Raw genomic sequence first — 21,895 nt, 5'->3', positions numbered from 1 at the left:
GATCAGCCCTTCATGCTGTCGATGTCGGCGATATTGATCGTGCTGCGCGTACGGAACAGCAGCACCAGGATCGCCAGGCCGATGGCGGCTTCCGCCGCGGCCACGGTAAGGATGAAGAACACGAACACCTGCCCCGCCACATCCCCGAGGAAACGCGAGAACGCCACGAAGTTCATGTTCACGGCGAGCAGCATCAGCTCGATCGACATCAGCAGCACGATCACGTTCTTGCGGTTGATGAACATGCCGGCGACGGCGATGCAGAACAGCACCGCGCCGAGCACGATGTAGTGCGCGAGCGAGATCATGGCTGCGGCTCCTGTGATGCGGTCGATTCGTCGGGGCGGACGGGGGCCATCTTCACGATGCGCACCCGGTCGCGCGGATTGACCTTGACCTGCTGGCTGGCCGATTCGTGGCGCGCGTCACGGCGCTCGCGCAGGGTCAGCGCCACGGCCGCCACGATGCCCACGGTGAGGATCAGCGCGGCGATCTCGAACGGCAGCAGGAACTTCGTGTACAGCGCATGACCAAGCCATTCGGTATTGTTGGTCATGCCCGCGGCCAGCGCAGGGTCGGCACCCATTATCTTTGTCTGCATCGCGCGCACGCCGATCAGGCCGAGCATCTCCACCAGCATCACCGCGGCCACGATCAAGCCTACCGGCAGGAATTTCACGAAGCCCTCGCGCAGCTTCTCCTGGTCGATGTCGAGCATCATCACCACGAACAGGAACAGCACCATCACCGCGCCCACGTAGACCACGATCAGCGCCAAGGCCAGGAACTCGGCCTCGAGCAGTAGCCACAGGCAGGCCGCACTGAAGAATGTGAGCACCAGCGCCAGCACCGCGTGCACGCTGTTCTTCAGCGTGATCACCGACAATGCCGCGGCGACGGTGACGAAACCGAAGGCGTAGAAACAGATGAGTTGCAACAGTTGGGGATTCATCGTTGGCCTCAGCGGTACGCCGCGTCTTGCGCGCGGTCGGCGGCGATCTGCTGTTCGAAGCGGTCACCGATGGCGAGCAGTTTCTGCTTGTCCACCACGTTCTCGCCGCGATTCTCGAAGTGATACTCGTGGATCGACGTCTCGACGATCGAATCGACCGGGCAGCTCTCCTCGCAGAAGCCGCAATAGATGCACTTGAACAGGTCGATCTCGTAGCGGGTAGTGCGGCGCTGGCCGTCGCTCTCGCGCGGCGCCGAGTCGATGGTGATCGCCAGCGCGGGGCACACCGCCTCGCACAGCTTGCAGGCGATGCAGCGCTCCTCGCCATTCGCGTAACGGCGCAGTGCGTGCAGGCCGCGGAAGCGGTTCGACTTGGGGATGTGCTCCATCGGGTAGCGCATCGTGTACTTCGGCTTGAACAGGTAGCGCAGGGTCACGCCCATGCCCTGGACCAGCTCGACCAGCAGCAGACTCTTGAAATAACCGGTAACGCGACTCATGGCTTATGCCCCCGTGCCGATGCTGACCAGGCCCCAGTACTTCAGGCAACCGGCCACGAAGACCCACGCGATGGCGATGGGAATGAACACCTTCCAGCCCAGCCGCATGATCTGGTCATAGCGATAGCGCGGGAAGGTGGCGCGGAACCACAGGAACATGAAGGAGAACAGGAACGCCTTGATCAGCAGCCAGGGGAAGCCGCCATGGCCGATGAAGCCCCACGAGACCGGGAACGGCGACAGCCAGCCGCCCATGAACAGCACCGCTGCAAGGAAGCTGACGAGAATCATGTTGGCGTATTCGGCCAGGAAGAACAGCGCGAATGCCGAGCCGGAATATTCCACGTGGAAGCCGGCGACGATCTCCGACTCGCCCTCGGCCACGTCGAACGGCGCGCGGTTGGTCTCGGCCACACCGGAGATGAAGTACACCACGAACACCGGCAGCAGCGGCAGCCAGAACCAGTCGAAGATGCCCTTGTTGCCGGCCTGCGCGTTGACGATCGCACTGAGGTTCAGCGAGCCGGCCAGCACCAGCACGCAGACCAGGCACAGGCCCATCGCCAGTTCGTAGGAAATCACCTGCGCCGCCGAACGCATCGCGCCGAGCAGCGCATAGCGCGAGTTGGACGCCCAGCCGGCGATGATGATGCCGTACACGCCCATCGAGGTCATCGCCAGCAGGTACAACACGCCGGCGTTGGCGTTGGACAGCACCATCGTGCTGCTGAATGGAACCACCGCCCATACCGCCAGCGCGGGAACCAGCGCGATCATCGGCGCCATGTAGTACAGGAAGCGGTTCGCCTTGGTCGGCAGGATCACTTCCTTGATCAGCAGCTTGACCACGTCGGCAAAGGCCTGCAGCAGGCCGAACGGGCCGACCTTGTTCGGCCCCATGCGCACGTGCATCCAGCCGAGAACCTTGCGCTCCCAGTAGACGAACATCGCCACCGCCAGCACCAGTGGCAGCACGATGCACAGGATGTAGATGATCGGCCACACGAGCTGGTTGATGAGTTGATCAGCCATGATGCTTATGCCTTGCCCAAGGTGATGGCCGCGCCGTAGGGCGGCAGCGTGACGATGAGGTCCTGGGCCGCCTCGATCCACACCGCGCCATCGGGCACGGCGGCATCGATCACCAGCGGCAGCAGCGCGTCGGCGGCACGCACCCGGTCGCCGACGGCGAGGCCATGCCGGCCGGCTTCCGCGGCATTCAGGCGCACCGCGGGCGCACGGTTCAACGGGTGCGCATTCAACGCCGTCGCGCGGCGCAATACCGCGTCGCTGCGGTAGATCGGCCAGGTGGCCAGGCGCGTCAGACCGGTGACGGCCGTGCGTATGGCCAGGCCACTGCGCGGCGCGGCGGCACGTTCGGTGATGCCGTCGCGCAGACCAGCGAGATCGTCGAACTCGAAGCCGGTCAGTTGCAGGGCGCCACCCAGCGCACGCAACACCTTCCAGCCCTGCCGGGCCTCGCCCGGCGCCTTCGCGCCGGCCCCCACGCCCTGGGCCAGTCCATCGACGTTGACCAGGGTCGCGTCGATCTCCGGCAAGAGTGCAATCGGCAGGATCACGTCAGCCACCTCGCGAAGCGCGGCACTGGAATAGGCGCTGAACGCCACCACCTGATCCGCGCCACGCAGCGCTTTCAAGGCCGCGCCGCCATCGGCAAAATCGTGCGGCGGCTCGACACCGTACAGCAGGTAGCTCTTGCGCGGCTGCGCCAGCATCGCCTGCGCATCCAACCCGCCGTTGCCCGGCACCACGCCGAGCCGCGCCAGGCCGACGGCATTCGCGCCGACCGGCAGTTCGTCGTAGCCGGCGCCCGTGGCATCGGCGATGAACCGGGCAATCGCACGCAGCCATGATGCCTGCGGGTGGGTCACCGCGGCCTCGCCGAGGATCACCACAGCCTTGCCCGACTTCAGTGCGGCGATCGTGTCGCGGTCGCCCTGGTCGCTCTGTGCCGACGCGATCGCCTCGGCCAGTGCCGCCGGTGCGGTCACGCCAACGGCCACGGCGGCGCTGGCCAGCGCCAGCAGTGCGTCGACCAGCGCCTGCGGCGCCACGATCGACTCGCCAGCCAGCTTGTGGTTGAAATCGAAGCGCGCCGGGTTGACCGCGTAAACCTTCGCGCCCTTCTTGGTCGCCTGGTGCAGGCGGTGGTTCAGCAGCGGCATTTCATGACGCAGGTCGGAACCGATCAGCAAGGCAGTCCGGATCTGCTCGATCTCCGCCACTGGCAGCGCGAACGGCCGCGCCACGGCGTTGTCGGCAAAGTCGAGCTGGCGCAGACGATGATCGACGTGTGCGCTGCCCAGACCGCGGGCCAGCCGCATCAGCAGGTCGCCCTCCTCGTTCGAGGTGGCCGGGTGCAGCAGGATGCCCAGCTCGCTGCCCGGCGCCTTCTTCAGCGCGTCGCCCGCGACCTGCAGCGCGTCTTCCCAGGTGGTCGCCTGCCACTGGCCGTTGCGCTTCACCTCCGGCGCGCCGATGCGGTCGGCGGCGTACATGCCCTGATGGCTGTAGCGATCGCGGTCGGACAACCAGCACTCGTTGACGGCCTCGTTGTCGCGCGGCACCGTGCGCAGCACCTCGCCACGGCGGGTGTGCAGCCACAAGTTGGAACCCAGCGCGTCGTGATAGCCGATCGACGGCTTGGCGACCAGTTCCCACGCGCGCGCCTTGAACTGGAACGGCTTGTCGGTGAGCGCCCCGACCGGACAGACGTCGATGATGTTGCCCGAGAGCTCGCTCTCGATGTTCTTGCCGATATACGTGCCGATTACATGCCGGTCGCCGCGATCCATGTCGCCCAGCTCGTAGGTGCCGGCGATCTCGCTGATGAAACGGACGCAGCGCGTGCAATGGATGCAACGCGTCATCTCGGTGGCGACCAGCGGGCCGATGTTCTCGTCGGCGACGGTGCGCTTGCGCTCGGTGAAGCGCGACACGCTGCGACCGTAGCCCAGCGCCATGTCCTGCAGTTCGCACTCGCCGCCCTGGTCGCAGATCGGACAGTCCAGCGGATGGTTGATCAGCAGGAATTCCATCACGTTGCGCTGCGCGTGCAGCGCCTTGTCCGAACGGGTCAGTACCTTCATGCCTTCGGCCACTGGCGTGGCACAGGCCGGTTGCGGCTTCGGCATCGGGCGGCCGCCCATCTCCACCTCGACCAGGCACTGCCGGCAGCTCGCTGCGATCGGCAGCTTGCGGTGATAGCAGAATCGCGGAATCGGGACGCCGGCCCGGTCGGTGGCTTCGATGATCATCGAGCCCTTGGGTACCTGGATCGGCTTGCCGTCGACCTCGATGTTGACGAGGTTCGGCGCGGTGTTCTGGGTCGGCTGCGCGCTCATGCGGCGGCTCCAAACTTGTCATCGACCATCGAGCGACCATGCTCGACGTAGTATTCGAATTCGTGCCAGTAGTGGCGCAGGAAACCCTGTACCGGCCACGCTGCCGCCTCGCCGAATGCGCAGATGGTGTGGCCCTCGATCTGGCCCGCCACCGTCTTCAGGCGATGCAGGTCGTCGGCAGTGCCCTTGCCGGCGACGATGCGCGTCAGCACGCGATGCATCCAGCCGGTGCCTTCGCGGCACGGCGTGCACTGGCCGCAGGATTCCATGTGGTAGAACTGGCTGATGCGCTCGCACGCCCGCACCATGCAGGTGGTCTCGTCCATCACGATCACCGCGCCCGAGCCGAGACCCGAACCGGCCTTCTGGATCGCGTCGTAATCCATGGTGAGGCCCATCATCGTCTCGCCCGGCAGCACCGGCATCGAGGAGCCGCCCGGGATCACCGCCTTGATCTTGTGCCCGTTGCGCACCCCGCCGGCCATCTCCAGCAGCTCGGCGAACGACGTGCCCAGGCGGATCTCGTAGTTGCCGGGACGGTTGACATGGCCGGACACCGAGAAGATCTTCGGGCCTCCGTTGTTCGGCTTGCCCAGGTTGAGGAACCAGTCGGCGCCGTTGCGCAGGATCGCCGGCACCGAAGCATAGGTCTCGGTGTTGTTGATCGTGGTCGGCTTGCCGTACAGGCCGAAGTTGGCCGGGAACGGCGGTTTGAAGCGTGGCCAGCCCTTCTTGCCTTCCAGCGATTCCATCAGCGCGGTTTCCTCGCCGCAGATGTAGGCGCCGGCGCCCAGCGCCGCATAGATGTCCACGTCCAGCCCGGTGCCTTGCAGGTTCCTGCCGAGCAGGCCGGCCGCGTAGGCTTCCTTCAACGCCGCCTCGAAGTGCTCGTACGGCTCATGATGGAATTCGCCGCGCAGGTAGTTGTAGGCCACGGTGGAGCCGGTGCAGTAGCACGCGATCGCCAGGCCTTCGATCACCGCGTGCGGGTTGTAGCGCAGGATGTCGCGGTCTTTCGCCGTGCCCGGCTCGGATTCGTCCGAGTTGCACAGGATGTATTTCTGCATGTCGCCCTTCGGCATGAAGGACCACTTCAGGCCGGTGGGGAAGCCCGCGCCGCCACGACCGCGCAGGCTGCTCTTCTTGATTTCCTCGACCAGCGACGCCGGATCGGGCTTCTCGGCGAGGATCTTCCTCCATGCCTTGTAGCCGTCGACCTTCTCGTAGCTTTCCATCGACCACGGCGTGTCGAAATGCAGCGTCGTGTATACGACCTGGTGGTCCTGGGGCGCGGGTCCGACGGCCATCAGTGCTTCCCCTCGGCGTCGTGGGCGTGTGCAGGGCCGTCGATGCTCAGGCCGTCAAGGATCGCATCGAGTTTCTCGATGGTCAGGTGTTCGTGGTAATGGCCGTTCACCGTCATCGCCGGCGCATACACGCAGGCCGCGATGCACTCCTCTTCCTTCTTCAGGTAGACGCGCCCATCCGGCGTGCTCTCGCCCAGCTTGATGCCCAGCTTCTTCTCGCAGTGGCGCACCAGGCCGTCGGCGCCGTTGAGCCAGCACGAGATGTTGGTGCAGATCGCCACGTTGTTGCGGCCGACCGGCTTGGTCTCCAGCATTGAATAGAAGCTGGCCACCTCGTAGGCCCAGATCGCCGGCAGGTCCAGGTACTTCGCGACCGCGGCGATCAGCTCGTCGGTGAGGAAGCCCTGGTTCTGTTCCTGGGCGCCGAACAGCGCCTGGATCAGCGCCGAACGCTTGCGGTCCGGCGGAAACTTGGCGACCCATGCATCGATGTGCTGGCGGGTGTGCTCGGTGAGTACGACGAGGGGGTCGACGTTCCTGACCTGCTCGTAATGTCCGGTGGCTTTCATGCGTTTCTCCGTCGTGCCGGCTCAGCGGTCCACTTCGCCGAACACGAGGTCGTAGGTACCGATCATGGCCACCACGTCGGCGAGCATGTGGCCGCGCACGATGGTGTCCATGGATGACAGGTGGGCAAAGCCCGGCGCGCGCAGGTGCACGCGGAACGGCTTGTTGGCGCCGTCGGAAACCAGGTAGCAGCCGAACTCGCCCTTGGGCGCCTCGACCGCGCAATAGGTTTCTCCGGCCGGCACGCAGTAGCCTTCGGTGAACAGCTTGAAGTGGTGGATGAGCGCTTCCATGTCCTGCTTCATCTCGACCCGCGACGGCGGCGCCACCTTGAAGTTCTTCACCATCACCGGGCCCGGGTTGGCGCGCAGCCACTCCACGCACTGCCGGATGATGCGGTTGGACTGGCGCATCTCTTCCACGCGCACCAGGTAGCGGTCGTAGCAGTCGCCGTTGACGCCCACCGGGATGTCGAAATCCATCTCGGCGTACTTCGCGTAGGGCTGCTTCTTGCGCAGGTCCCACTCGACGCCCGAACCACGCAGCATCGCGCCGGTCATGCCCCACTGCTGGGCCAGCTCCGGGCTGACCACGCCGATGCCGACGGTGCGCTGCTTCCAGATGCGGTTGGTGGTGAGCAGCTCCTCGTACTCGTCCACCTTCGACGGGAAGTCGGCGGTGAACGCATCCAGGAAGTCGAGCATCGAGCCTTCGCGCCAGCTGTTGATGCGCTTGAGGTCGGCGCCCTTGTGCCACGGCGACTCGCGGTACTTCGACATCTGTTCGGGCAGGTCGCGGTAGACGCCGCCCGGACGGTAGTACGTGGCGTGCATGCGCGCGCCCGACACCGCCTCGTAGACGTCCATCAGTTCCTCGCGTTCGCGGAACGCGTACAGGATCACCGCCATCGCACCCAGGTCGAGCGCGTTCGAGCCGATCCACATCAGGTGGTTCAGGATGCGGGTGATCTCGTCGAACATGGTGCGGATGTACTGCGCCCGCTCCGGCGCCTCGATCCCCAGCAGGGTCTCGATCGCGCGCACGTAGGCGTGCTCGTTGCACATCATCGACACGTAGTCGAGCCGGTCCATGTAGCCGATCGACTGGTTGAACGGCTTGGACTCGGCCAGCTTCTCGGTACCGCGATGGAGCAGGCCCACGTGCGGATCGACGCGGACGATGGTCTCGCCGTCCATCTCCATGATCAGGCGCAGCACGCCATGCGCGGCCGGGTGCTGCGGGCCGAAGTTCATCGTGTAGTTGCGGATTTCCTGCATGCTCAATTCTCCCGCCAGTTGTCGGCGGATTCGGCCCGGGCCTGCATCAGGTCGGCATCGTCACGGATGGTGCGCGGTACCAGCACGCGCGGCTCGATCGACACCGGCTCGTAGATCACCCGCTGCTGCACGGGGTCGTAGCGCACCTCGACGTTGCCGACCAGCGGGAAGTCCTTGCGGAACGGATGGCCGACGAAACCGTAGTCGGTGAGGATGCGGCGCAGGTCGGGGTGGCCATCGAAGATGATGCCGTACAGGTCGAACGCCTCGCGCTCGAACCAGTTCACGCCCGGCCACACCAGGGTCAGCGACGGCACCAGCGGCAGGCTGTCGTCTTCGCAGAACACGCGCAGGCGCAGGCGGCGGTTGTGTTCGATCGAGAGCAGCTGGATCACCGCGGCGAACCGGCGCGGCTCGTTCCCGCCGTTGCCGCGCGGACGTCCGGCCCAGTCGAAACGCCCCTGTGCCTCGCCTTCCACGCCGCGCGAGAAACCGGTGCCGGAAATCGTTTCGGTATCCCACTCGACCTGGCCATAGCCGAGGTAGTCGATGCCGCACAGGTCGATCAGCTCGCTGAAGCGGAACGCCGGCTCGTCGCGCAACGCGGTGGCCACCGCGAGCAGGTCGGCGGCGGCCAGTTCGGCGACGGTCTCGTTGCGCACGGTGGTGATGGCCAGCGTATCGCCGAATCGCGCGGCGAGCTGCTCGGCCAGCGAGGTCTTTGGGGTGTTGGTCATGGACTGCGCCTTCGGAAACGTGCCATTCAAGAGCGCGCGATGGTGCTGGTGCGGCGGATCTTCTTCTGCAATTGCAGGATGCCGTGGATCAACGCCTCGGCCGTGGGCGGACAGCCCGGCACGTAGATGTCCACCGGCACGATGCGGTCGCAGCCGCGCACCACGGAATAGGAATAGTGGTAGTAGCCGCCGCCGTTGGCGCAGCTGCCCATCGAGATCACCCACTTCGGCTCGGGCATCTGGTCGTAGACCTTGCGCAGCGCCGGGGCCATCTTGTTGACCAGGGTGCCGGCCACGATCATCACGTCGGACTGGCGCGGGCTGGGGCGGAAGATCACGCCGTAGCGGTCCAGGTCCAGCCGCGACATGCCGGCGTGCATCATCTCCACCGCGCAGCATGCCAGGCCGAAGGTCATCGGCCACATCGAGCCGGTGCGCGCCCAGTTCATCAGCGCATCGATGCTGGTGGTGGCGAAGCCACGCTGCACTACGGGGTTGTCGCCCGCCGGCCGCAGGATGTCGTCGACCAGGTTCAGCGGCTCCGGGTTGTGCATCACCCGGCTGATGGAATCCATCACTCCCATTCGAGGGCTCCCTTCTTCCACACGTAGGCGAAACCGACCACCAGCAGCAGCAGGAACAGGCCCATCTCGATCAACGCGACGAGGCCGATCTGCTTGAACACCACCGCCCACGGAAACAGGAAGGCGATTTCCAGATCGAAGATGATGAACAGGATGGCGAGCAGGTAGTAGCGCACGTCGAAGCGCATGCGGGCGTCCTCGAACGCCTCGAAACCGCACTCGTAGGGCGAGAGCTTCTCGGATTCGGGGCGGCGCGGGCCGGCCAGCAGGCCGATGACCAGCAACGCCACGCCAAGACCGACGGCAACGCCGATGAACAACAGGACAGGCCAGTATTCGGCAAGCACGATGCAACTTACCTCCGCGCCAGTGGCGCATCAGTGACCGCGGGGATTTGCATCCAGCAACGCACGGTCCGGCGACTTCGATTCGGCAGGCCGACGCGGCCTCGGGCTTTCCAGCCATGCCTGCAGGCTCTGCCGCCGCGCACAGGCATCCGATGTTTCGCGCAATGGATCCGCGAATCCCGCCATTGTATCAGTGCGCATGGGCACAACAAGCCTTGACGGCCGATGTGATGCGCATTAACACCCGACTGCGTGCAGACGGAATGACGACGGCATCACATGGTGTGGGTGGGACGCTCGGAGGTCAGCGTGCCGGCCAGGATGTTCTCGATCCGGCTGCGGGCGGCTTCGGCATCGCCCGATTCGTTGAAGTGGATGCCGATGCCCGCGGTGCGGTTGCCCTGCGCGCCGACCGGGCTGATCCAGACCACCTTGCCGACCACCGACAGACGCTCGGTCTCCTCGGCCAGGGTCACCAGCAACACCACCTCGTCGCCCAGCGAATAGGATTGAGCCGTCGCCGCGAACAGGCCGCCATGCTTGAGGAACGGCATATAGGCGTTGTACAGCGAGGCCGCATCCTTGATTTTCAACGAGATGATGCCCTGACGGGCGGCCATGGGTTTCATGCTGGGCTCCTGCCGGGCGCCGGAACCGCCCGATCGACGAGGCCGATCTTAGACGCTGCGCCCCACCGGCACCACCGTCACGGCGCTTCGGCGAGAGCAGTTCGGTCAACCGGCCTGCACGAAGTCCGCCTCGGCACCGACTGATCGGCCCGGCAGCTCGCGCCAGCCCCAGTGATCGAAGATCCACGGCGAGCGCAGGGTCAGCGCCAGCCGCACGAAGCGGGGATGTTCCGCTGCGGCCGGCGGCAGATGGAAACAACCGGCCTGATCACGCTGCAGCGGAGCGTCGCGCCAGCGCCAACTGTGCACGCCCGCCACACTGGCCACGCTGAGCCGCAACCATGGTCGCAACCATGCCGGCGGTTGCCACGGCAACGCCGTGGCGGCGCCGGACGGCGTTGCCGCCACGTCTGCATAGCGCTCGGGACGGGTAGCAAGCCGGGCCAGGCGCTTGCCACTCAGGGCCATCTGGCTGTGGTGCGCCGCCAACGCCGCGCGCTTGTTCGCCGACTGCGCCGCCGTGCCGCGGATTTCAACCAGGCGGTGATTGCCTTCGCGGCCGTGGACCAGGTACGCCAGCAGCGCCGGCGGGCGCACCTGCCCGGCCAGCGCCAGGCGCACCAGCACGTGGGCGGTGCCATGGTCGGGATGACGATCCGACAGCGCCGGAACCGCCACCAGGTCGGGGCGGAACTCGCCGATTGCCGTGGCCAGCGTCGCCATCGCCATGCCGTCCGCCTGCAGCAGCACCTCGGTAAGGCCCATGTCCGGCCAGCCCAGCGACTGCAGCGCCGGTTCCGGCACGCCGAGACTCTGCAGCGCCTGCAACACCTCCGCATGGCGCCGCCGACCCCAGCGGCGGCGATCGGCCGCACCGATCAGCAGGCGCCGCTCCAGCCAGCGCTGCGGCCATGGATTGTTGTCGCCCGCCGTCAGCAGCAGGATCCGCACTTCGCCGCCCGCCGCGCGCACCTGCTGGATCAGCAGGCCCGTCGCGATGGTTTCGTCGTCCGGGTGCGGCGCCACCACCAGCAGGCGGGTAGCCGCGGAAAAAGGCGGCAGCCCGCCGGCCCGATCCGTCGCTTGCGACACGCTGGCATGCGCTCCGCTCACCGCCATTGCGCCAGCAGTTCCAGCAGCAGCAGATCGGCGCGCAACGGGCCGCGCAGGCCCTCGCGGGTACGGTTGGCCGCGTCGTACCAGTGACCCAGCGCCTCGACATCCAGCGCACTGGCCAGCGGCCCATTGCCCGGCAGCGAACGCGCCCTGATCTCGTCGGCAGCGGCCTGCGCGGCGAACCACAGCCGCTGCGCCGGCTCGCTGTCCAGCCAGCGCTTGACCACCTCGGTCGGCTGGCCGCGACCCGCGGCCAGCGCGGCCAGGTCCCGGCGCACCTCCTGGCGTCGTTCGAGCGCGCCCTCCCCGGCCCAGGCCCTGGCCAGGCCGGGATTGCCGCTGGCGGCGGCGAGTGCGGCCGGCGCATCGCGCACACCTTCGGCCTGCAGCCAGGCCAGCGCGTCCGCCGTGGCGGGCAACTGGAATTCGATCCGCTGGCAGCGGCTGCGGATGGTCTGCGGCAAACGCCACGGCGCATCGGCCAGCAGGATCAGCATGGTCTGCGCGGCTGGTTCCTCGAGGGTCTTCAGCAACGCGTTGGCAGCGGCCGGGTTCATCGCGTCGGCCGGGTCGATCAGCGCCACCTGCCAGCCGCCGAACTGGCTGCTCATGGCCAGCCGTGCCGACAGTTCGCGGATCTGGTCGACCACGATCTCGCTGCGCTGCACGCCGTCCTTGCGCAAACCGAAACTCAGCGTGACCACGTCCGGATGCGACCCGGCGGCGAGCAGCAGGCAGCTGCGGCAATGCCCACAGGCATCGCCGACCGCCGACTCGCTGCACAGCAGGCCCTGCACGAAGCGCTGCGCGAACGCGCGCTTGCCCAGGCCCGCGGCACCGCACAGCAGCAGGGCATGCGGCAGCGCCTCGCGCCGCCGTCGGGCCTGCAATCGCGCCCAGTGTTCGGCGTGCCAGGGCTGCCCGTTCATGCCTGCGCCTCTCCCAGCCACGGCGCCAGCGCCCGGATGGCGGCCTGCAACACGGCAGCCGGCGACTGGCTGGCGTCGATCACCCGGAAACGCGCCGGCTCGGCCGTGGCGCGCTCGCGATAGCTGGCGCGCACCCGCTCGAAGAACGCATCCGCCTCGATCTCGATGCGGTCGGCGTCGCCGCGGCCGGCGGCACGGGCGCGGCCGGTCGCCACCGGCAGATCGAGCAGCAGGGTCAGGTCGGGTTTCACGCCGGCGCAGGCCCAGCGCTCCAGTTCCGCGATGCGCTCCACCGGCTGCCCGCGGCCGCCGCCCTGGTAGGCGTAGCTGGCGTCGGCAAAGCGGTCGCACAACACCCATTGCCCGGCCGCCAGCGCCGGTTCGATCACCTCACGCACCAGCTGAGCACGCGAGGCGAACATCAGCAGCAGTTCGGTCTCGGCAGCCAGCCCGTGCTGGGTCGGGTCGAGCACGATCGCGCGCACCGCCTCGCCCACGGCGGTGCCGCCGGGCTCGCGCGTCTGCACCAGCGCGAGGCCATGCCGTTCGATGTACTCGCGCAGGCCGGCCAGCAAGGTGCTCTTGCCGGCACCCTCGCCGCCTTCCAGGCTGATGAATGTTCCGCGCGCAGTGGTCATCGGCAGCGCTTCCGCTGGTAGCAGTCGACGTTGCGATTGTGTTCCTCCAGCGTGCGCGAGAACACGTGGCCGCCGTCGCCCCGGGCCACGAAATACAGCGTGTCGCCATCGGCCGGATGTAGCGCCGCCACCAGCGCCGGCTTGCCCGGCAGGGCGATCGGCGTCGGCGGCAGGCCGGCACGGGTATAGGTGTTGTACGGCGTGTCGGTGGTGAGATCGCTCTTGTGGATGTTGCCCGCATAGTTCGCGCCCATGCCGTAGATCACGCTGGGGTCGGTCTGCAGCAGCATGTGGTTCTGCAGGCGCCGCACGAACACGCCGGCGATCTGTGCGCGCTCGTCCGGGCGGCCGGTCTCCTTCTCCACGATCGAAGCCAGGATCAGCGCCTCGTACGGCGTGGCCAGCGGCAGATCGTGCGCGCGTCCTGCCCACAGTTCATCGAGCGTCTTCACCATCGCGGCATGCGCGCGGCGGAGGATGTCCAGGTCGCCGTCGCCCTTCACGTAAGCGTAGGTCTCGGGCAGGAAACGGCCTTCCGGCATTTCGCCGCCGGCGCCGATCTTCTGCATGATCGCGGCATCCTCCAGCCCGGCGCTGTCGTGGTTCAACTTCTCGGCCCTGGCCAGCGCCTGGCGCAGCTCGGCGAAGGTCCAGCCGTCGACGATGGTGAAGTTGCGCTGCAGCACCTTGCCGCCCGCCATGTTCGCGAGCAGCTGGCGCGGGGTGATGCCGGGCTCCAGCGCGTATTCGCCGGCATGCAGCCGGCCGGCCACGTGCATCTGCCAGGCCAGCAGCCGCCAGTACCACGGGTTGGCGGTGCTGAACCCGCGCTGGTGCAACTCGCCCACGATCGCCTTGAAGCTGCTGCCACGGCCGACGTCGATACTCTCGCCCTGCGCCGTCACGTTCAGCGGCGCGGTCCCGAAGCGGGCGTAGTCGTTCCAGCCATAGGCCAGCGCGCCGGCAGCCACCAGCAGCACGATCAGCAGCAGCCGCGACCATGCGTGCCTGCGCGTCGGTTTGTCACTCATCCGCCCTGCTCCATCGAAAATCCCAGGTTGCACCAGTGTTGCTGCAGCTGGCGGGTCGTCGCGCCCGGCGCATAGCTGCAGTCACCCAGCGAATGTACCGGCACGATGCCGCGCACGCTCGAGCTGAGGAAAACCTCGCTGGCGCCACGCAGCATAGCCAACGTCAGCTCGCCGGTCCGCGCCTGCGGGCACACCGCCAGCACTTCTGCACGAGCCACGCCGGCCACGCCACAACGATCCAGCGCCGGTGTCAGCAGTTCGCCGTCGACCACCGCGAACAGGTTGGCCATGGTTGCCGAAATCACCCGCTCGCAGGTATCGAGCAGTACGCCTTCGACGATCGCCGGATCGTCCCATTCCGCACGTGCCAGCACCTGCTCCAGCCGGTTCAGGTGCTTGATGCCAGCCAGCAGCGGCTGTTCCGCCAGACGGATGTTGCACACGCGCAGGCGCACGCCTTGCGCGTAGGCCGCGGCGGTGACCGGCGGCGGCACGAACGCAGCCACCACCCGGGTCGGCCGCGGCGATACCGGCAGGGCGTAACCGCGCTCCCCGGCGCCGCGGGTGATCGTGAAGCGCACGACCGACTGCGGCATGTCGCGGCTGACCTGCAGCGCCTCGCGCCACAGCAGCGCCGGATCGGGCGACGGAATGCGCAGTCGCGAGCAACCCTCCAGCAACCGCTGCATGTGGCGCGTCCACAGCGGCGCCGCCGTGCCGACCAGGCGGATGCTTTCGAACAGGCCGTCGCCATAGGCCAGCCCGCGATCCAGCGCGGATATCCGCTCCGCCGCGACGCCGTCGACCAGCATGCGTGCCGTCTTCAACCCGGCACTCCCAGCGCGCGCAGCAGGCCACGCGCCTTGGCGCGGGTCTCGTCCAGCTCGCTCGCCGCCACCGAATCGGCCACGATGCCGGCACCCGCACGCAGGCTGACTTCGTCGCCGGCCAGGGTCAGGGTGCGGATCAGGATGTTCAAGTCGAGCTCACCGTTGCGATCGAGATAGCCCAGCGCGCCGGTGTAGGCGCCGCGCGGCGCGTCTTCCAGCGCGGCAATGATTTCCATGCAGCGCACCTTGGGGCAACCGGTGATGGTCCCGCCAGGAAAGGTGGCGGCGATCACCTGGCCCGGTGTCACGTCGGCGCGCAGGCGCCCGCGTACATTGGAAACGATGTGGTGAACGTGGGCGTAACTCTCCACCACCATCAACTCGTCCACCTCGACCGTGCCCGGCACGCAGACGCGGCCGAGGTCGTTGCGCTCCAGGTCGATCAGCATCACGTGCTCGGCGCGCTCCTTCGGGTGCGCACTCAGTTCGCGGATGCGCGCCAGCTCGTCGTCGCCGGGCAGCCGCGGGCGCGTACCGGCGATCGGCCGGGTCTGCGCCACGCCGCCGCGCACCTCGACCAGCCGCTCCGGCGATGAGCTCGCCACCGCCCACCCCGGCTGCTGCAACAAGCCGGCGAACGGTGCCGGATTGGCCCGGCGCAGCGCTGCATAGAGCGCCGACGGCGCGGGCGGCGGCGCATAGCGCGCCCGCCAGGCACGCGACAGGTTCACCTGGAAGATGTCACCGGCGTGCAGATGCTCGTGGATACGCGCCACGCCGTCGAGGAACCGCTGCGGCGCATCCTCCTCCCAGGCGATCGGGGCGGGCAGCGGCGGAATCGGCGACGCGGCGGCGAGATCGGCTTCCAGCACATCGAGCAGGTGCTCGTGGCCGGCCTCGGCGACCAGGATCGTGCAGGCGCGTCGATGGTCGACGATGGCCGCCACCGGGCAACGCACGGCCAGCGCCAAGGGGATGGCGCGGGGCGCATGCAGCCGCAACGTCGGCTCGATCTCGCCGGCCAGCTCGTAGGCCAGCAGCAGCACCCAGCCGCCATGGAACGGCAGTTCGTCGTGCTCCGCTGGCAGGCGCTCGGCCTGCCAGGCGGCATCCAGCGCATCGACGAAACGCCCTCCGCACGCGGCACCCGTGCCGTCGCGCAGGCTGCCGTCGGTGTGCAGGGTCAGCCGCTGGCCCGGAAACGCGAACAGGATGTCGTAGCGCGACTGCGCCGTGCCATGCACCACGCTTTCCAGCAGGCAGGGATAGCGGCCGGGAAATGAAGCGGCCGGCGCGAGCAGGTCGCGCCGGCCGTCCAGGGTACGGCGATGGCAGGTCACGCTCAGACGCGGCGGAAAGCCAGCGTACCGTTGGTGCCGCCGAAGCCGAACGAGTTGGAGATCGCCACGTCGAGCTTCGCCTCGCGCGCGGTGTGCGCCACGAAATCGAGGTCGCAGCCTTCGCCCGGTTCGTCCAGGTTGATCGTCGGCGGCATCACCTGGTCGCGCAGCGCCAGGATGCTGAAGATCGCCTCGACGCCGCCGGCCGCGCCGAGCAGATGGCCGGTGGTGGACTTGGTCGAACTCATCGCCAGCTTGTAGGCGTGGTCGCCGAACACCCGCTTCGCCGCCATCACCTCGCCCAGGTCACCCAGCGGCGTGGAGGTGCCGTGCGCGTTGACGTACTGCACCTCGGCGGGATTGAGGCCGGCGTCGTCCAGCGCGATCTGCATGCAGCGCGCCGCGCCTTCGCCGCCCTCGCTCGGTGCGGTCATGTGGAACGCATCGCCGCTCATGCCGAAGCCGACCAACTCGGCGTAGATGCGCGCTCCGCGGGCCTTGGCGAATTCGTATTCCTCCAGCATCAGCACGCCGGCGCCGTCGGACAGCACGAAGCCGTCGCGGTCCTTGTCCCACGGACGGCTGGCCCTGGTCGGCTCGTCGTTGCGGGTGGACATCGCCTTGGCCGAGCAGAAGCCGGCCATCGCGGTGCCGGTAGTGGCGAACTCGGCGCCGCCGGCGATCATCGCGTCGGCGTCGCCGTACTGGATCATCCGCGCGGCCAAGCCGATGTTGTGCGCGCCGGTGGTGCACGCCGTGACGCAGGCGATGTTCGGCCCCTTGAGCCCGAACATGATCGACAGCTGGCCCGAGACCATGTTGATGATCGAACTCGGCACGTAGAACGGCGACACCCGGCGCGGCCCCTTCGCGGCCAGTTCCAGCGTGGTGGCTTCGATCGTGTACAGGCCGCCGATGCCGGCGCCGACCGCCACGCCGATGCGCGGCGCATTCGCCTCGGTCACTTCCAGCCCGGAATCGCGCAGGGCCTGGGTGCCCGCCGCCACGCCGTAGTGGATGAACGGGTCCATCTTCTTGACGTCCTTCGCCGGCATCCATTCGGCCGGATCGAAGCCGCTGACCTGGCCGGCGATGCGCGTGGAATAAGCGGAAGTGTCGAAATGGGTGACCGGACCGATCCCGCTGACGCCCTTGAGGACACGTTCCCAGGCGCTGGCGATGTCGTTGCCGACCGGCGAGATGATGCCCATGCCGGTCACTACCACACGTCGCTTGCTCATGCTGATGTTCCTTACGTGATTGCGTGGTTCTGCCGTTGCCGGCAGCCGTCCCGCGCAGGGAGCGGGGAACGCAGCCCGCGCGTGTCCGGCGGGCGGGCCGCCCACCATACGGGATCGGACGTTACAAATTGCAGAAACGAAAACTGCGCCAAGATGGCGCAGCGTTCGGTGTCCCCGCGTGAACCGATCGACCCGCACGAAGCAGGCCTGCCCGGTCGGCGGCGATCGATTCCGTAGCGATCAATCCTTGGAGTGGGCCTTGATATAATCGACGGCCTGCTGCACGGTGGTGATCTTCTCGGCGTCCTCATCGGGAATCTCGGTCTCGAACTCTTCCTCGAGTGCCATCACCAGTTCCACCGTGTCCAGCGAATCTGCGCCCAGATCGTCCACGAACGAAGCGTTCGCCGTGACTTCATCTTCCTTCACGCCCAACTGCTCGACGACGATTTTCTTGACGCGCTCTTCGATGGTGCTCATGTTGCCCATACCTCTCAAGGAGTAATTGATTTGTCTGTGCCGGCGCGAGGCCCGCAAAAGGCCGGCGCATTGTAGTGGCTAAACCGCGAGGCCGCCACGATTGGCCGATGACGAAGGCATGCCGCCCCCCATGATCGGCGCGAAAGCGCAATTGTCGCCTAAAACGGGTCCGCTGGCGACAACTGCGTCCACCTGTCTTACGGCATGTACATACCGCCATTGACGTGCAGGGTTTCCCCGGTAATGTAGGCCGCCGCCGGCGAGGCCAGGAAGCCCACCGCCCTGGCGATGTCCGTTGCCTCGCCCAGCCGGCCCAGCGCGATCTGGCCGAGCAGCGCCTGCTTCGATTCTTCCGGCAGCGCGCGGGTCATGTCGGTGTCGATGAAGCCCGGCGCCACCACGTTGACAGTGATGCCGCGGCTGCCGATCTCGCGCGCCAGCGACTTGGAGAACGCGATGATGCCGGCCTTCGCCGCGGCGTAGTTGGACTGGCCGGGGTTGCCGGTGAGGCCGATCACCGAGGCGATCGAGATGATGCGGCCCTTGCGCGCCTTCATCATGCCGCGCATCACCGCCTTGGACGTGCGGTAGACCGAGGTTAGGTTGGTGTCGAGGATCGCCTGCCAGTCCTCGTCCTTCATGCGCAGCAGCAACTGGTCGCGGGTGATGCCGGCGTTGTTGACCAGGATCGAGACCGCGCCGAACTCCTTCGCGATCGCGTCGACCAGGCCCTCGACCGCAGCACCGTCGGTGACGTTCAGCACGCGGCCGTGGCCGCCGTGCGCGGCCAGCCGCTCGCCGATCGCGGACGCACCGCCTTCGCTGGTGGCGGTGCCGATCACGGTGGCGCCCATCGCCGCCAGCTCGTCCGCGATCGCCGCGCCGATGCCGCGGCTGGCGCCGGTGACCAGCGCGATTTCACCTTGCAGTGGTTTGCTCATGGGAATCGTTCCTTCGGGAATCGGGAAATCTGTGCTCACGCCCATTCGGCGCGGGCGGCATCGAGTTCGAGCGGGGTGCCGATCGCGCGCGCCTCGATGTTCTTGTCGATGCGCTTGATCAGGCCAGCAAGCACCTTGCCCGGACCGCATTCGGCGATGCGCGTGGCGCCGCCGGCGGCGAGCTCCTGCACGCATTCGGTCCAGCGCACCGGCAGGTACAGCTGGCGCTGCAGCGCGCCGCGGATCTCCTCGAGCGTGGCGTAGCTTTTCGCCTCGGCATTCTGGATCACCGGGGTCGACGGCAACTGCCAGTTCAACCTGGCCATGCGCTCGCCCAGCCGGTCGGCGGCCCCGCGCATCAGCATGCAGTGCGAGGGCACCGACACGGCCAGCTTGATCGCCTTCTTCACGCCCAGCTCGGCCAGCCGGGCCAGTGCGCGATCGACCGCCTCGGTGTTGCCGGCAATCACCAGTTGTCCCGGCGAGTTGTAGTTGGCCGGCGCCACCACCTGTCCCTGTGCCACTTCCTCGCATACCTGCGCGATCTGCGCATCGTCGCCACCGAGGATCGCCGCCATCGCGCCCACGCCGGCCGGCACCGCCGCCTGCATCAGCCGGCCGCGCTCGGCCACCAGCGCCGCCGCGTCGTGCAGCGACAGCGCGCCGGCGCAGACCAGCGCGCTGTATTCGCCGAGGCTATGGCCCGACAACTGCGCCGGACGCGCGCCGCCGAGCTTGTTCCACACGCGCCACGCCGCCACGCTGGCGGCCAGCAGGGCCGGCTGGGTGTTCTCGGTGCGGTTGAGCTGCTCCTCCGGTCCCTGCTGGCTCAACGCCCACAGGTCGACTCCGGCGCCTTGCGAAGCCTCGTCGAACGCGGCCCGCACCTCGGCGTGCGCCGCGGCCAGGTCCGCCAGCATGCCGACCGACTGCGAGCCCTGGCCGGGAAAAACGAAAGCGAGCGGAGCAGAAGCGGAACTCATGGATACGCGGATCCCGGTCGACGAAAACCGCCATGGTGCCAGCATCGCCGCCCATACGCAGCTGTATTCAGTATTTTCCGGGACACCAAACACGATGCCGCCCGGATGGGCGGCATCGTGGCGAACGATCGAACGATCGGCGACTCAGTAGCGCAGCAGCGCCGAAGCCCAGGTGAAACCGCCGCCGAATGCCTCCAGCAGCAGGTTCTGGCCACGCTGCACCTTGCCCGAGCGCACCGCATAGTCCAGCGCCAGCGGCACCGAACCGGACGAGGTGTTGGCATGCTTGTCGACCGTCACGACGACGCGCTCCATCGACATGTTCAGCCGCTTCGCGGTGGCCTCGATGATGCGCAGGTTGGCCTGGTGCGGGATCAGCCAGTCCACCTGCGATTCGTCCATGCCGGCGGCCTGCAGGGTCTCGCCGACCAGCGAGTCGAGCGTCTTCACCGCAACCTTGAACACCTCGCGGCCGGCCATGCGGATGCGCACACCGTGGCCCGGCTCGTCCTTGAAGCCGACCGAGACGCCGACCGGGTTGTACAGCAATTCCTTGTAGCCGCCGTCGGCATGCAGGCAGGTGGCGTAGATGCCGGGCTCGCTGGACGCCTCCAGCACCACCGCACCAGCGCCGTCGCCGAACAGCACGCAGGTCTCGCGCTCGTTCCAGTCGACCATCCGGGTCAAGGTCTCGGCGCCGATCACCAGTACCTTCTTCGACTGCCCGCTGCGGATGAACTTGTCAGCCACGCCCAGCGCGTAGACGAAGCCCGAGCAGGCCGCGTTGACGTCGAACGCGGCGCAGCCGTTCGCGCCGAGGCGGTGCTGCACCAGGCAGGCGGTGGACGGGAAGATGATGTCCGGCGTGGTCGTGCCCAGCACGATCAGGTCGAGTTCGGAAGCCTTGACGCCCGCCGCCTCCAGCGCCTGTTGCGCGGCGCGGAAGGCCAGGTCGCCGGTGGTCTCGCCGGGAGCCGCGATGTGTCTCTGGCGGATGCCGGTACGGCTATGGATCCACTCGTCGCTGGTGTCGACGATCTTTTCCAGGTCGGCGTTGGTTACCACGCGCTCCGGCAGCGCGCTACCGGTGGCGATGATGCGGGAGTAGATCTGGGCCATTCAGCTGTCCATCGAACGTAAACTGGGATTGAACGCCGCAAGCGGCGCCAGCGCAACCGCCGGATGCGGCATTTGCGGTGTCCATCAACGCAAAACGGCGCGTCGCCGCGCCGTCTCGCATGATCGCGTCGGGGAACCAGGGGTTCCGCGAGGACGATCAGTCCTCGACCGACACCGCACCCTTGGTCTCGACCACTTTCTTGCCGCGATAGTAGCCGTCCTTGGTGACATGGTGGCGCAGGTGCACTTCGCCACTGGTCGGATCGGTGGACAGCTGCACGGTCTTCAGCGCGTCATGCGCACGACGCATGCCGCGGGTGGACGGGGTACGGCGGCTCTTGGCAACGGCCATGGTAGTTCTCCAGCTGAAACTTGATGATTGAAACCGGGATGATCTGTTGCGACATGACCCGGATCGGACGACCCGGGTCGGTGGTTACTTCTTCAGTTCGCGCAACACCGCGAACGGATTCTCGGAATGCCCCTCGCCGGCAGGATCCGGGTCTTGGCCTGTCACTTCGTCGGGCAGGCTGCTGTCCGGATTGACCGGAACCAGCGGCAGCGCCAACAGCAATTCGTCTTCTATCACATCCGCCGGATTCAACCGGCCGTCCTCTGCCACCAGCAGCGGCTCGCAATCCGACGGCAGGCCGGCCTCGTCGCGCTCCTGCCGGATCAGGCCAAGCCGGGTATCGACCGCCATCGGCAGCACGAACGGCTCCAGCGTACGCTGGCAAACCAGCGACAACGGCGCCCGGACCCGCACGTCGACGTAGCTGATTCCCAGCTCGTCGCGCCCGAAATCCAGTTCGAACCGCAGCTCGCCATCGGTGCTCGCCAGCAGCTTGCTCAGCCGGGGCATGGCCGCGATGGGTAGCGTTCCCTCGAACGAACGCCGCGCCGAGACCATGCGCCAAGCGTCCACGGACTCTGGCAGTGTCACGGACATAATCGCGAAATGTTAGGTTCGACTTCACCCGAA

General features: G+C 67.4%; 25 protein-coding genes. All 25 read right to left on the bottom strand.

The window, feature by feature from the left end; translation table 11 throughout:
• Positions 1-2: 2 nt before the first annotated feature.
• The 25 genes from nuoK to DEO45_RS08220 all read right to left on the bottom strand — a co-directional run bounded on the left by nuoK (position 3) and on the right by DEO45_RS08220 (position 21,823).
• Positions 3-308: an NADH-quinone oxidoreductase subunit NuoK gene (gene nuoK, locus DEO45_RS08340; protein ID WP_068091045.1), complete on the bottom strand. Its 306-nt coding sequence runs from the start codon at positions 306-308 to the stop codon at positions 3-5.
• Positions 305-952, bottom strand: coding sequence for an NADH-quinone oxidoreductase subunit J (locus DEO45_RS08335; protein WP_114342456.1), 648 nt, complete (start codon positions 950-952; stop codon positions 305-307). The genes nuoK and DEO45_RS08335 overlap by 4 nt, the downstream gene beginning before the upstream one ends.
• Before the next feature lie 8 nt (positions 953-960).
• Entirely contained in the window at positions 961-1,452 is a 492-nt protein-coding gene (gene nuoI / locus DEO45_RS08330) for an NADH-quinone oxidoreductase subunit NuoI (protein WP_114342454.1), read from the bottom strand.
• A 3-nt stretch (positions 1,453-1,455) separates the two neighbouring features.
• Positions 1,456-2,484 carry an NADH-quinone oxidoreductase subunit NuoH gene (gene nuoH / locus DEO45_RS08325; RefSeq protein WP_114342452.1) on the bottom strand — a complete coding sequence of 343 codons (1,029 nt, stop codon included), beginning with the start codon at positions 2,482-2,484 and terminating at the stop codon, positions 1,456-1,458.
• Positions 2,485-2,489: 5 nt separating this feature from the next.
• Positions 2,490-4,817, bottom strand: a complete 2,328-nt coding sequence (nuoG, locus tag DEO45_RS08320; RefSeq protein WP_114342450.1) for an NADH-quinone oxidoreductase subunit NuoG — start codon at positions 4,815-4,817, stop codon at positions 2,490-2,492.
• Entirely contained in the window at positions 4,814-6,124 is a 1,311-nt protein-coding gene (nuoF, locus tag DEO45_RS08315) for an NADH-quinone oxidoreductase subunit NuoF (RefSeq protein ID WP_114342448.1), read from the bottom strand. The genes nuoG and nuoF overlap by 4 nt, the downstream gene beginning before the upstream one ends.
• Positions 6,124-6,693, bottom strand: coding sequence for an NADH-quinone oxidoreductase subunit NuoE (nuoE, locus tag DEO45_RS08310; protein ID WP_114342446.1), 570 nt, complete (start codon positions 6,691-6,693; stop codon positions 6,124-6,126). Before nuoE ends, nuoF begins: the two co-directional genes overlap by 1 nt.
• Before the next feature lie 21 nt (positions 6,694-6,714).
• Complete coding sequence (locus DEO45_RS08305) at positions 6,715-7,968, bottom strand: NADH-quinone oxidoreductase subunit D (RefSeq protein ID WP_114342443.1); 1,254 nt, start codon at positions 7,966-7,968, stop codon at positions 6,715-6,717.
• A 2-nt stretch (positions 7,969-7,970) separates the two neighbouring features.
• Positions 7,971-8,705: an NADH-quinone oxidoreductase subunit C gene (locus DEO45_RS08300; RefSeq protein WP_114342909.1), complete on the bottom strand. Its 735-nt coding sequence runs from the start codon at positions 8,703-8,705 to the stop codon at positions 7,971-7,973.
• Positions 8,706-8,731: 26 nt separating this feature from the next.
• Positions 8,732-9,289, bottom strand: a complete 558-nt coding sequence (locus DEO45_RS08295; protein ID WP_114342441.1) for a NuoB/complex I 20 kDa subunit family protein — start codon at positions 9,287-9,289, stop codon at positions 8,732-8,734.
• Positions 9,280-9,636, bottom strand: coding sequence for an NADH-quinone oxidoreductase subunit A (locus tag DEO45_RS08290; protein WP_114342439.1), 357 nt, complete (start codon positions 9,634-9,636; stop codon positions 9,280-9,282). The genes DEO45_RS08295 and DEO45_RS08290 overlap by 10 nt, the downstream gene beginning before the upstream one ends.
• A 275-nt stretch (positions 9,637-9,911) precedes the next feature.
• On the bottom strand, positions 9,912-10,265 hold the full coding sequence (locus DEO45_RS08285) for a PilZ domain-containing protein (RefSeq protein ID WP_068091064.1): 354 nt from the start codon (positions 10,263-10,265) through the stop codon (positions 9,912-9,914).
• Positions 10,266-10,370: 105 nt separating this feature from the next.
• Positions 10,371-11,357, bottom strand: coding sequence for a PIG-L deacetylase family protein (locus tag DEO45_RS08280; protein WP_223250824.1), 987 nt, complete (start codon positions 11,355-11,357; stop codon positions 10,371-10,373).
• Positions 11,358-11,374: 17 nt separating this feature from the next.
• Positions 11,375-12,310: a DNA polymerase III subunit delta' gene (holB, locus tag DEO45_RS08275; protein ID WP_114342433.1), complete on the bottom strand. Its 936-nt coding sequence runs from the start codon at positions 12,308-12,310 to the stop codon at positions 11,375-11,377.
• Positions 12,307-12,948, bottom strand: a complete 642-nt coding sequence (gene tmk, locus DEO45_RS08270) for a dTMP kinase (protein ID WP_114342431.1) — start codon at positions 12,946-12,948, stop codon at positions 12,307-12,309. Before tmk ends, holB begins: the two co-directional genes overlap by 4 nt.
• The gene (mltG, locus tag DEO45_RS08265) at positions 12,945-13,979 is read right to left on the bottom strand and encodes an endolytic transglycosylase MltG (protein ID WP_114342429.1); all 1,035 of its coding nucleotides are present in this window, start codon (positions 13,977-13,979) and stop codon (positions 12,945-12,947) included. Before mltG ends, tmk begins: the two co-directional genes overlap by 4 nt.
• On the bottom strand, positions 13,976-14,791 hold the full coding sequence (gene pabC / locus DEO45_RS08260; protein ID WP_114342426.1) for an aminodeoxychorismate lyase: 816 nt from the start codon (positions 14,789-14,791) through the stop codon (positions 13,976-13,978). Before pabC ends, mltG begins: the two co-directional genes overlap by 4 nt.
• A gap of 11 nt (positions 14,792-14,802) precedes the next feature.
• Positions 14,803-16,149: an aminodeoxychorismate synthase component I gene (locus DEO45_RS08255; protein ID WP_114342424.1), complete on the bottom strand. Its 1,347-nt coding sequence runs from the start codon at positions 16,147-16,149 to the stop codon at positions 14,803-14,805.
• Positions 16,150-16,151: 2 nt separating this feature from the next.
• Positions 16,152-17,390 (bottom strand): beta-ketoacyl-ACP synthase II, encoded by a 1,239-nt coding sequence (gene fabF / locus DEO45_RS08250; RefSeq protein ID WP_114342422.1) that lies wholly within the window; start codon positions 17,388-17,390, stop codon positions 16,152-16,154.
• Positions 17,391-17,630: 240 nt separating this feature from the next.
• Positions 17,631-17,870, bottom strand: coding sequence for an acyl carrier protein (gene acpP / locus DEO45_RS08245; RefSeq protein WP_007513179.1), 240 nt, complete (start codon positions 17,868-17,870; stop codon positions 17,631-17,633).
• A 197-nt stretch (positions 17,871-18,067) separates the two neighbouring features.
• The gene (gene fabG, locus DEO45_RS08240) at positions 18,068-18,811 is read right to left on the bottom strand and encodes a 3-oxoacyl-ACP reductase FabG (protein WP_114342420.1); all 744 of its coding nucleotides are present in this window, start codon (positions 18,809-18,811) and stop codon (positions 18,068-18,070) included.
• A gap of 35 nt (positions 18,812-18,846) precedes the next feature.
• Positions 18,847-19,794, bottom strand: a complete 948-nt coding sequence (gene fabD, locus DEO45_RS08235) for an ACP S-malonyltransferase (protein WP_114342418.1) — start codon at positions 19,792-19,794, stop codon at positions 18,847-18,849.
• A 144-nt stretch (positions 19,795-19,938) separates the two neighbouring features.
• Complete coding sequence (locus DEO45_RS08230) at positions 19,939-20,913, bottom strand: beta-ketoacyl-ACP synthase III (RefSeq protein ID WP_114342415.1); 975 nt, start codon at positions 20,911-20,913, stop codon at positions 19,939-19,941.
• Positions 20,914-21,070: 157 nt separating this feature from the next.
• A complete protein-coding gene (rpmF, locus tag DEO45_RS08225) occupies positions 21,071-21,265 on the bottom strand; it encodes a 50S ribosomal protein L32 (RefSeq protein WP_068091089.1) in 195 nt (64 codons plus the stop codon).
• A gap of 84 nt (positions 21,266-21,349) precedes the next feature.
• Positions 21,350-21,823 (bottom strand): YceD family protein, encoded by a 474-nt coding sequence (locus DEO45_RS08220; protein ID WP_114342413.1) that lies wholly within the window; start codon positions 21,821-21,823, stop codon positions 21,350-21,352.
• Positions 21,824-21,895 lie beyond the last annotated feature (72 nt).

Origin of the sequence: Rhodanobacter denitrificans (assembly GCF_003335105.1) — a bacterium.
GTDB classification, from domain to species: domain Bacteria; phylum Pseudomonadota; class Gammaproteobacteria; order Xanthomonadales; family Rhodanobacteraceae; genus Rhodanobacter; species Rhodanobacter denitrificans_A.
This window is presented reverse-complemented; position numbering and strand designations above follow the sequence as displayed.

Excerpts from the sequence above, each read along its gene's own strand:
- nuoK (WP_068091045.1), bottom strand. The coding sequence starts at position 308 with ATGATCTCGCTCGCGCACTACATCGTGCTCGGCGCGGTGCTGTTCTGC.
- DEO45_RS08335 (WP_114342456.1), bottom strand. The coding sequence starts at position 952 with ATGAATCCCCAACTGTTGCAACTCATCTGTTTCTACGCCTTCGGTTTC.
- nuoI (WP_114342454.1), bottom strand. The coding sequence starts at position 1,452 with ATGAGTCGCGTTACCGGTTATTTCAAGAGTCTGCTGCTGGTCGAGCTG.
- nuoH (WP_114342452.1), bottom strand. The coding sequence starts at position 2,484 with ATGGCTGATCAACTCATCAACCAGCTCGTGTGGCCGATCATCTACATC.
- nuoG (WP_114342450.1), bottom strand. The coding sequence starts at position 4,817 with ATGAGCGCGCAGCCGACCCAGAACACCGCGCCGAACCTCGTCAACATC.
- nuoF (WP_114342448.1), bottom strand. The coding sequence starts at position 6,124 with ATGGCCGTCGGACCCGCGCCCCAGGACCACCAGGTCGTATACACGACG.
- nuoE (WP_114342446.1), bottom strand. The coding sequence starts at position 6,693 with ATGAAAGCCACCGGACATTACGAGCAGGTCAGGAACGTCGACCCCCTC.
- DEO45_RS08305 (WP_114342443.1), bottom strand. The coding sequence starts at position 7,968 with ATGCAGGAAATCCGCAACTACACGATGAACTTCGGCCCGCAGCACCCG.
- DEO45_RS08300 (WP_114342909.1), bottom strand. The coding sequence starts at position 8,705 with ATGACCAACACCCCAAAGACCTCGCTGGCCGAGCAGCTCGCCGCGCGA.
- DEO45_RS08295 (WP_114342441.1), bottom strand. The coding sequence starts at position 9,289 with ATGGGAGTGATGGATTCCATCAGCCGGGTGATGCACAACCCGGAGCCG.
- DEO45_RS08285 (WP_068091064.1), bottom strand. The coding sequence starts at position 10,265 with ATGAAACCCATGGCCGCCCGTCAGGGCATCATCTCGTTGAAAATCAAG.
- holB (WP_114342433.1), bottom strand. The coding sequence starts at position 12,310 with ATGAACGGGCAGCCCTGGCACGCCGAACACTGGGCGCGATTGCAGGCC.
- tmk (WP_114342431.1), bottom strand. The coding sequence starts at position 12,948 with ATGACCACTGCGCGCGGAACATTCATCAGCCTGGAAGGCGGCGAGGGT.
- mltG (WP_114342429.1), bottom strand. The coding sequence starts at position 13,979 with ATGAGTGACAAACCGACGCGCAGGCACGCATGGTCGCGGCTGCTGCTG.
- pabC (WP_114342426.1), bottom strand. The coding sequence starts at position 14,791 with ATGCTGGTCGACGGCGTCGCGGCGGAGCGGATATCCGCGCTGGATCGC.
- fabF (WP_114342422.1), bottom strand. The coding sequence starts at position 17,390 with ATGAGCAAGCGACGTGTGGTAGTGACCGGCATGGGCATCATCTCGCCG.
- acpP (WP_007513179.1), bottom strand. The coding sequence starts at position 17,870 with ATGAGCACCATCGAAGAGCGCGTCAAGAAAATCGTCGTCGAGCAGTTG.
- fabG (WP_114342420.1), bottom strand. The coding sequence starts at position 18,811 with ATGAGCAAACCACTGCAAGGTGAAATCGCGCTGGTCACCGGCGCCAGC.
- fabD (WP_114342418.1), bottom strand. The coding sequence starts at position 19,794 with ATGAGTTCCGCTTCTGCTCCGCTCGCTTTCGTTTTTCCCGGCCAGGGC.
- DEO45_RS08230 (WP_114342415.1), bottom strand. The coding sequence starts at position 20,913 with ATGGCCCAGATCTACTCCCGCATCATCGCCACCGGTAGCGCGCTGCCG.
- rpmF (WP_068091089.1), bottom strand. The coding sequence starts at position 21,265 with ATGGCCGTTGCCAAGAGCCGCCGTACCCCGTCCACCCGCGGCATGCGT.
- DEO45_RS08220 (WP_114342413.1), bottom strand. The coding sequence starts at position 21,823 with ATGGTCTCGGCGCGGCGTTCGTTCGAGGGAACGCTACCCATCGCGGCC.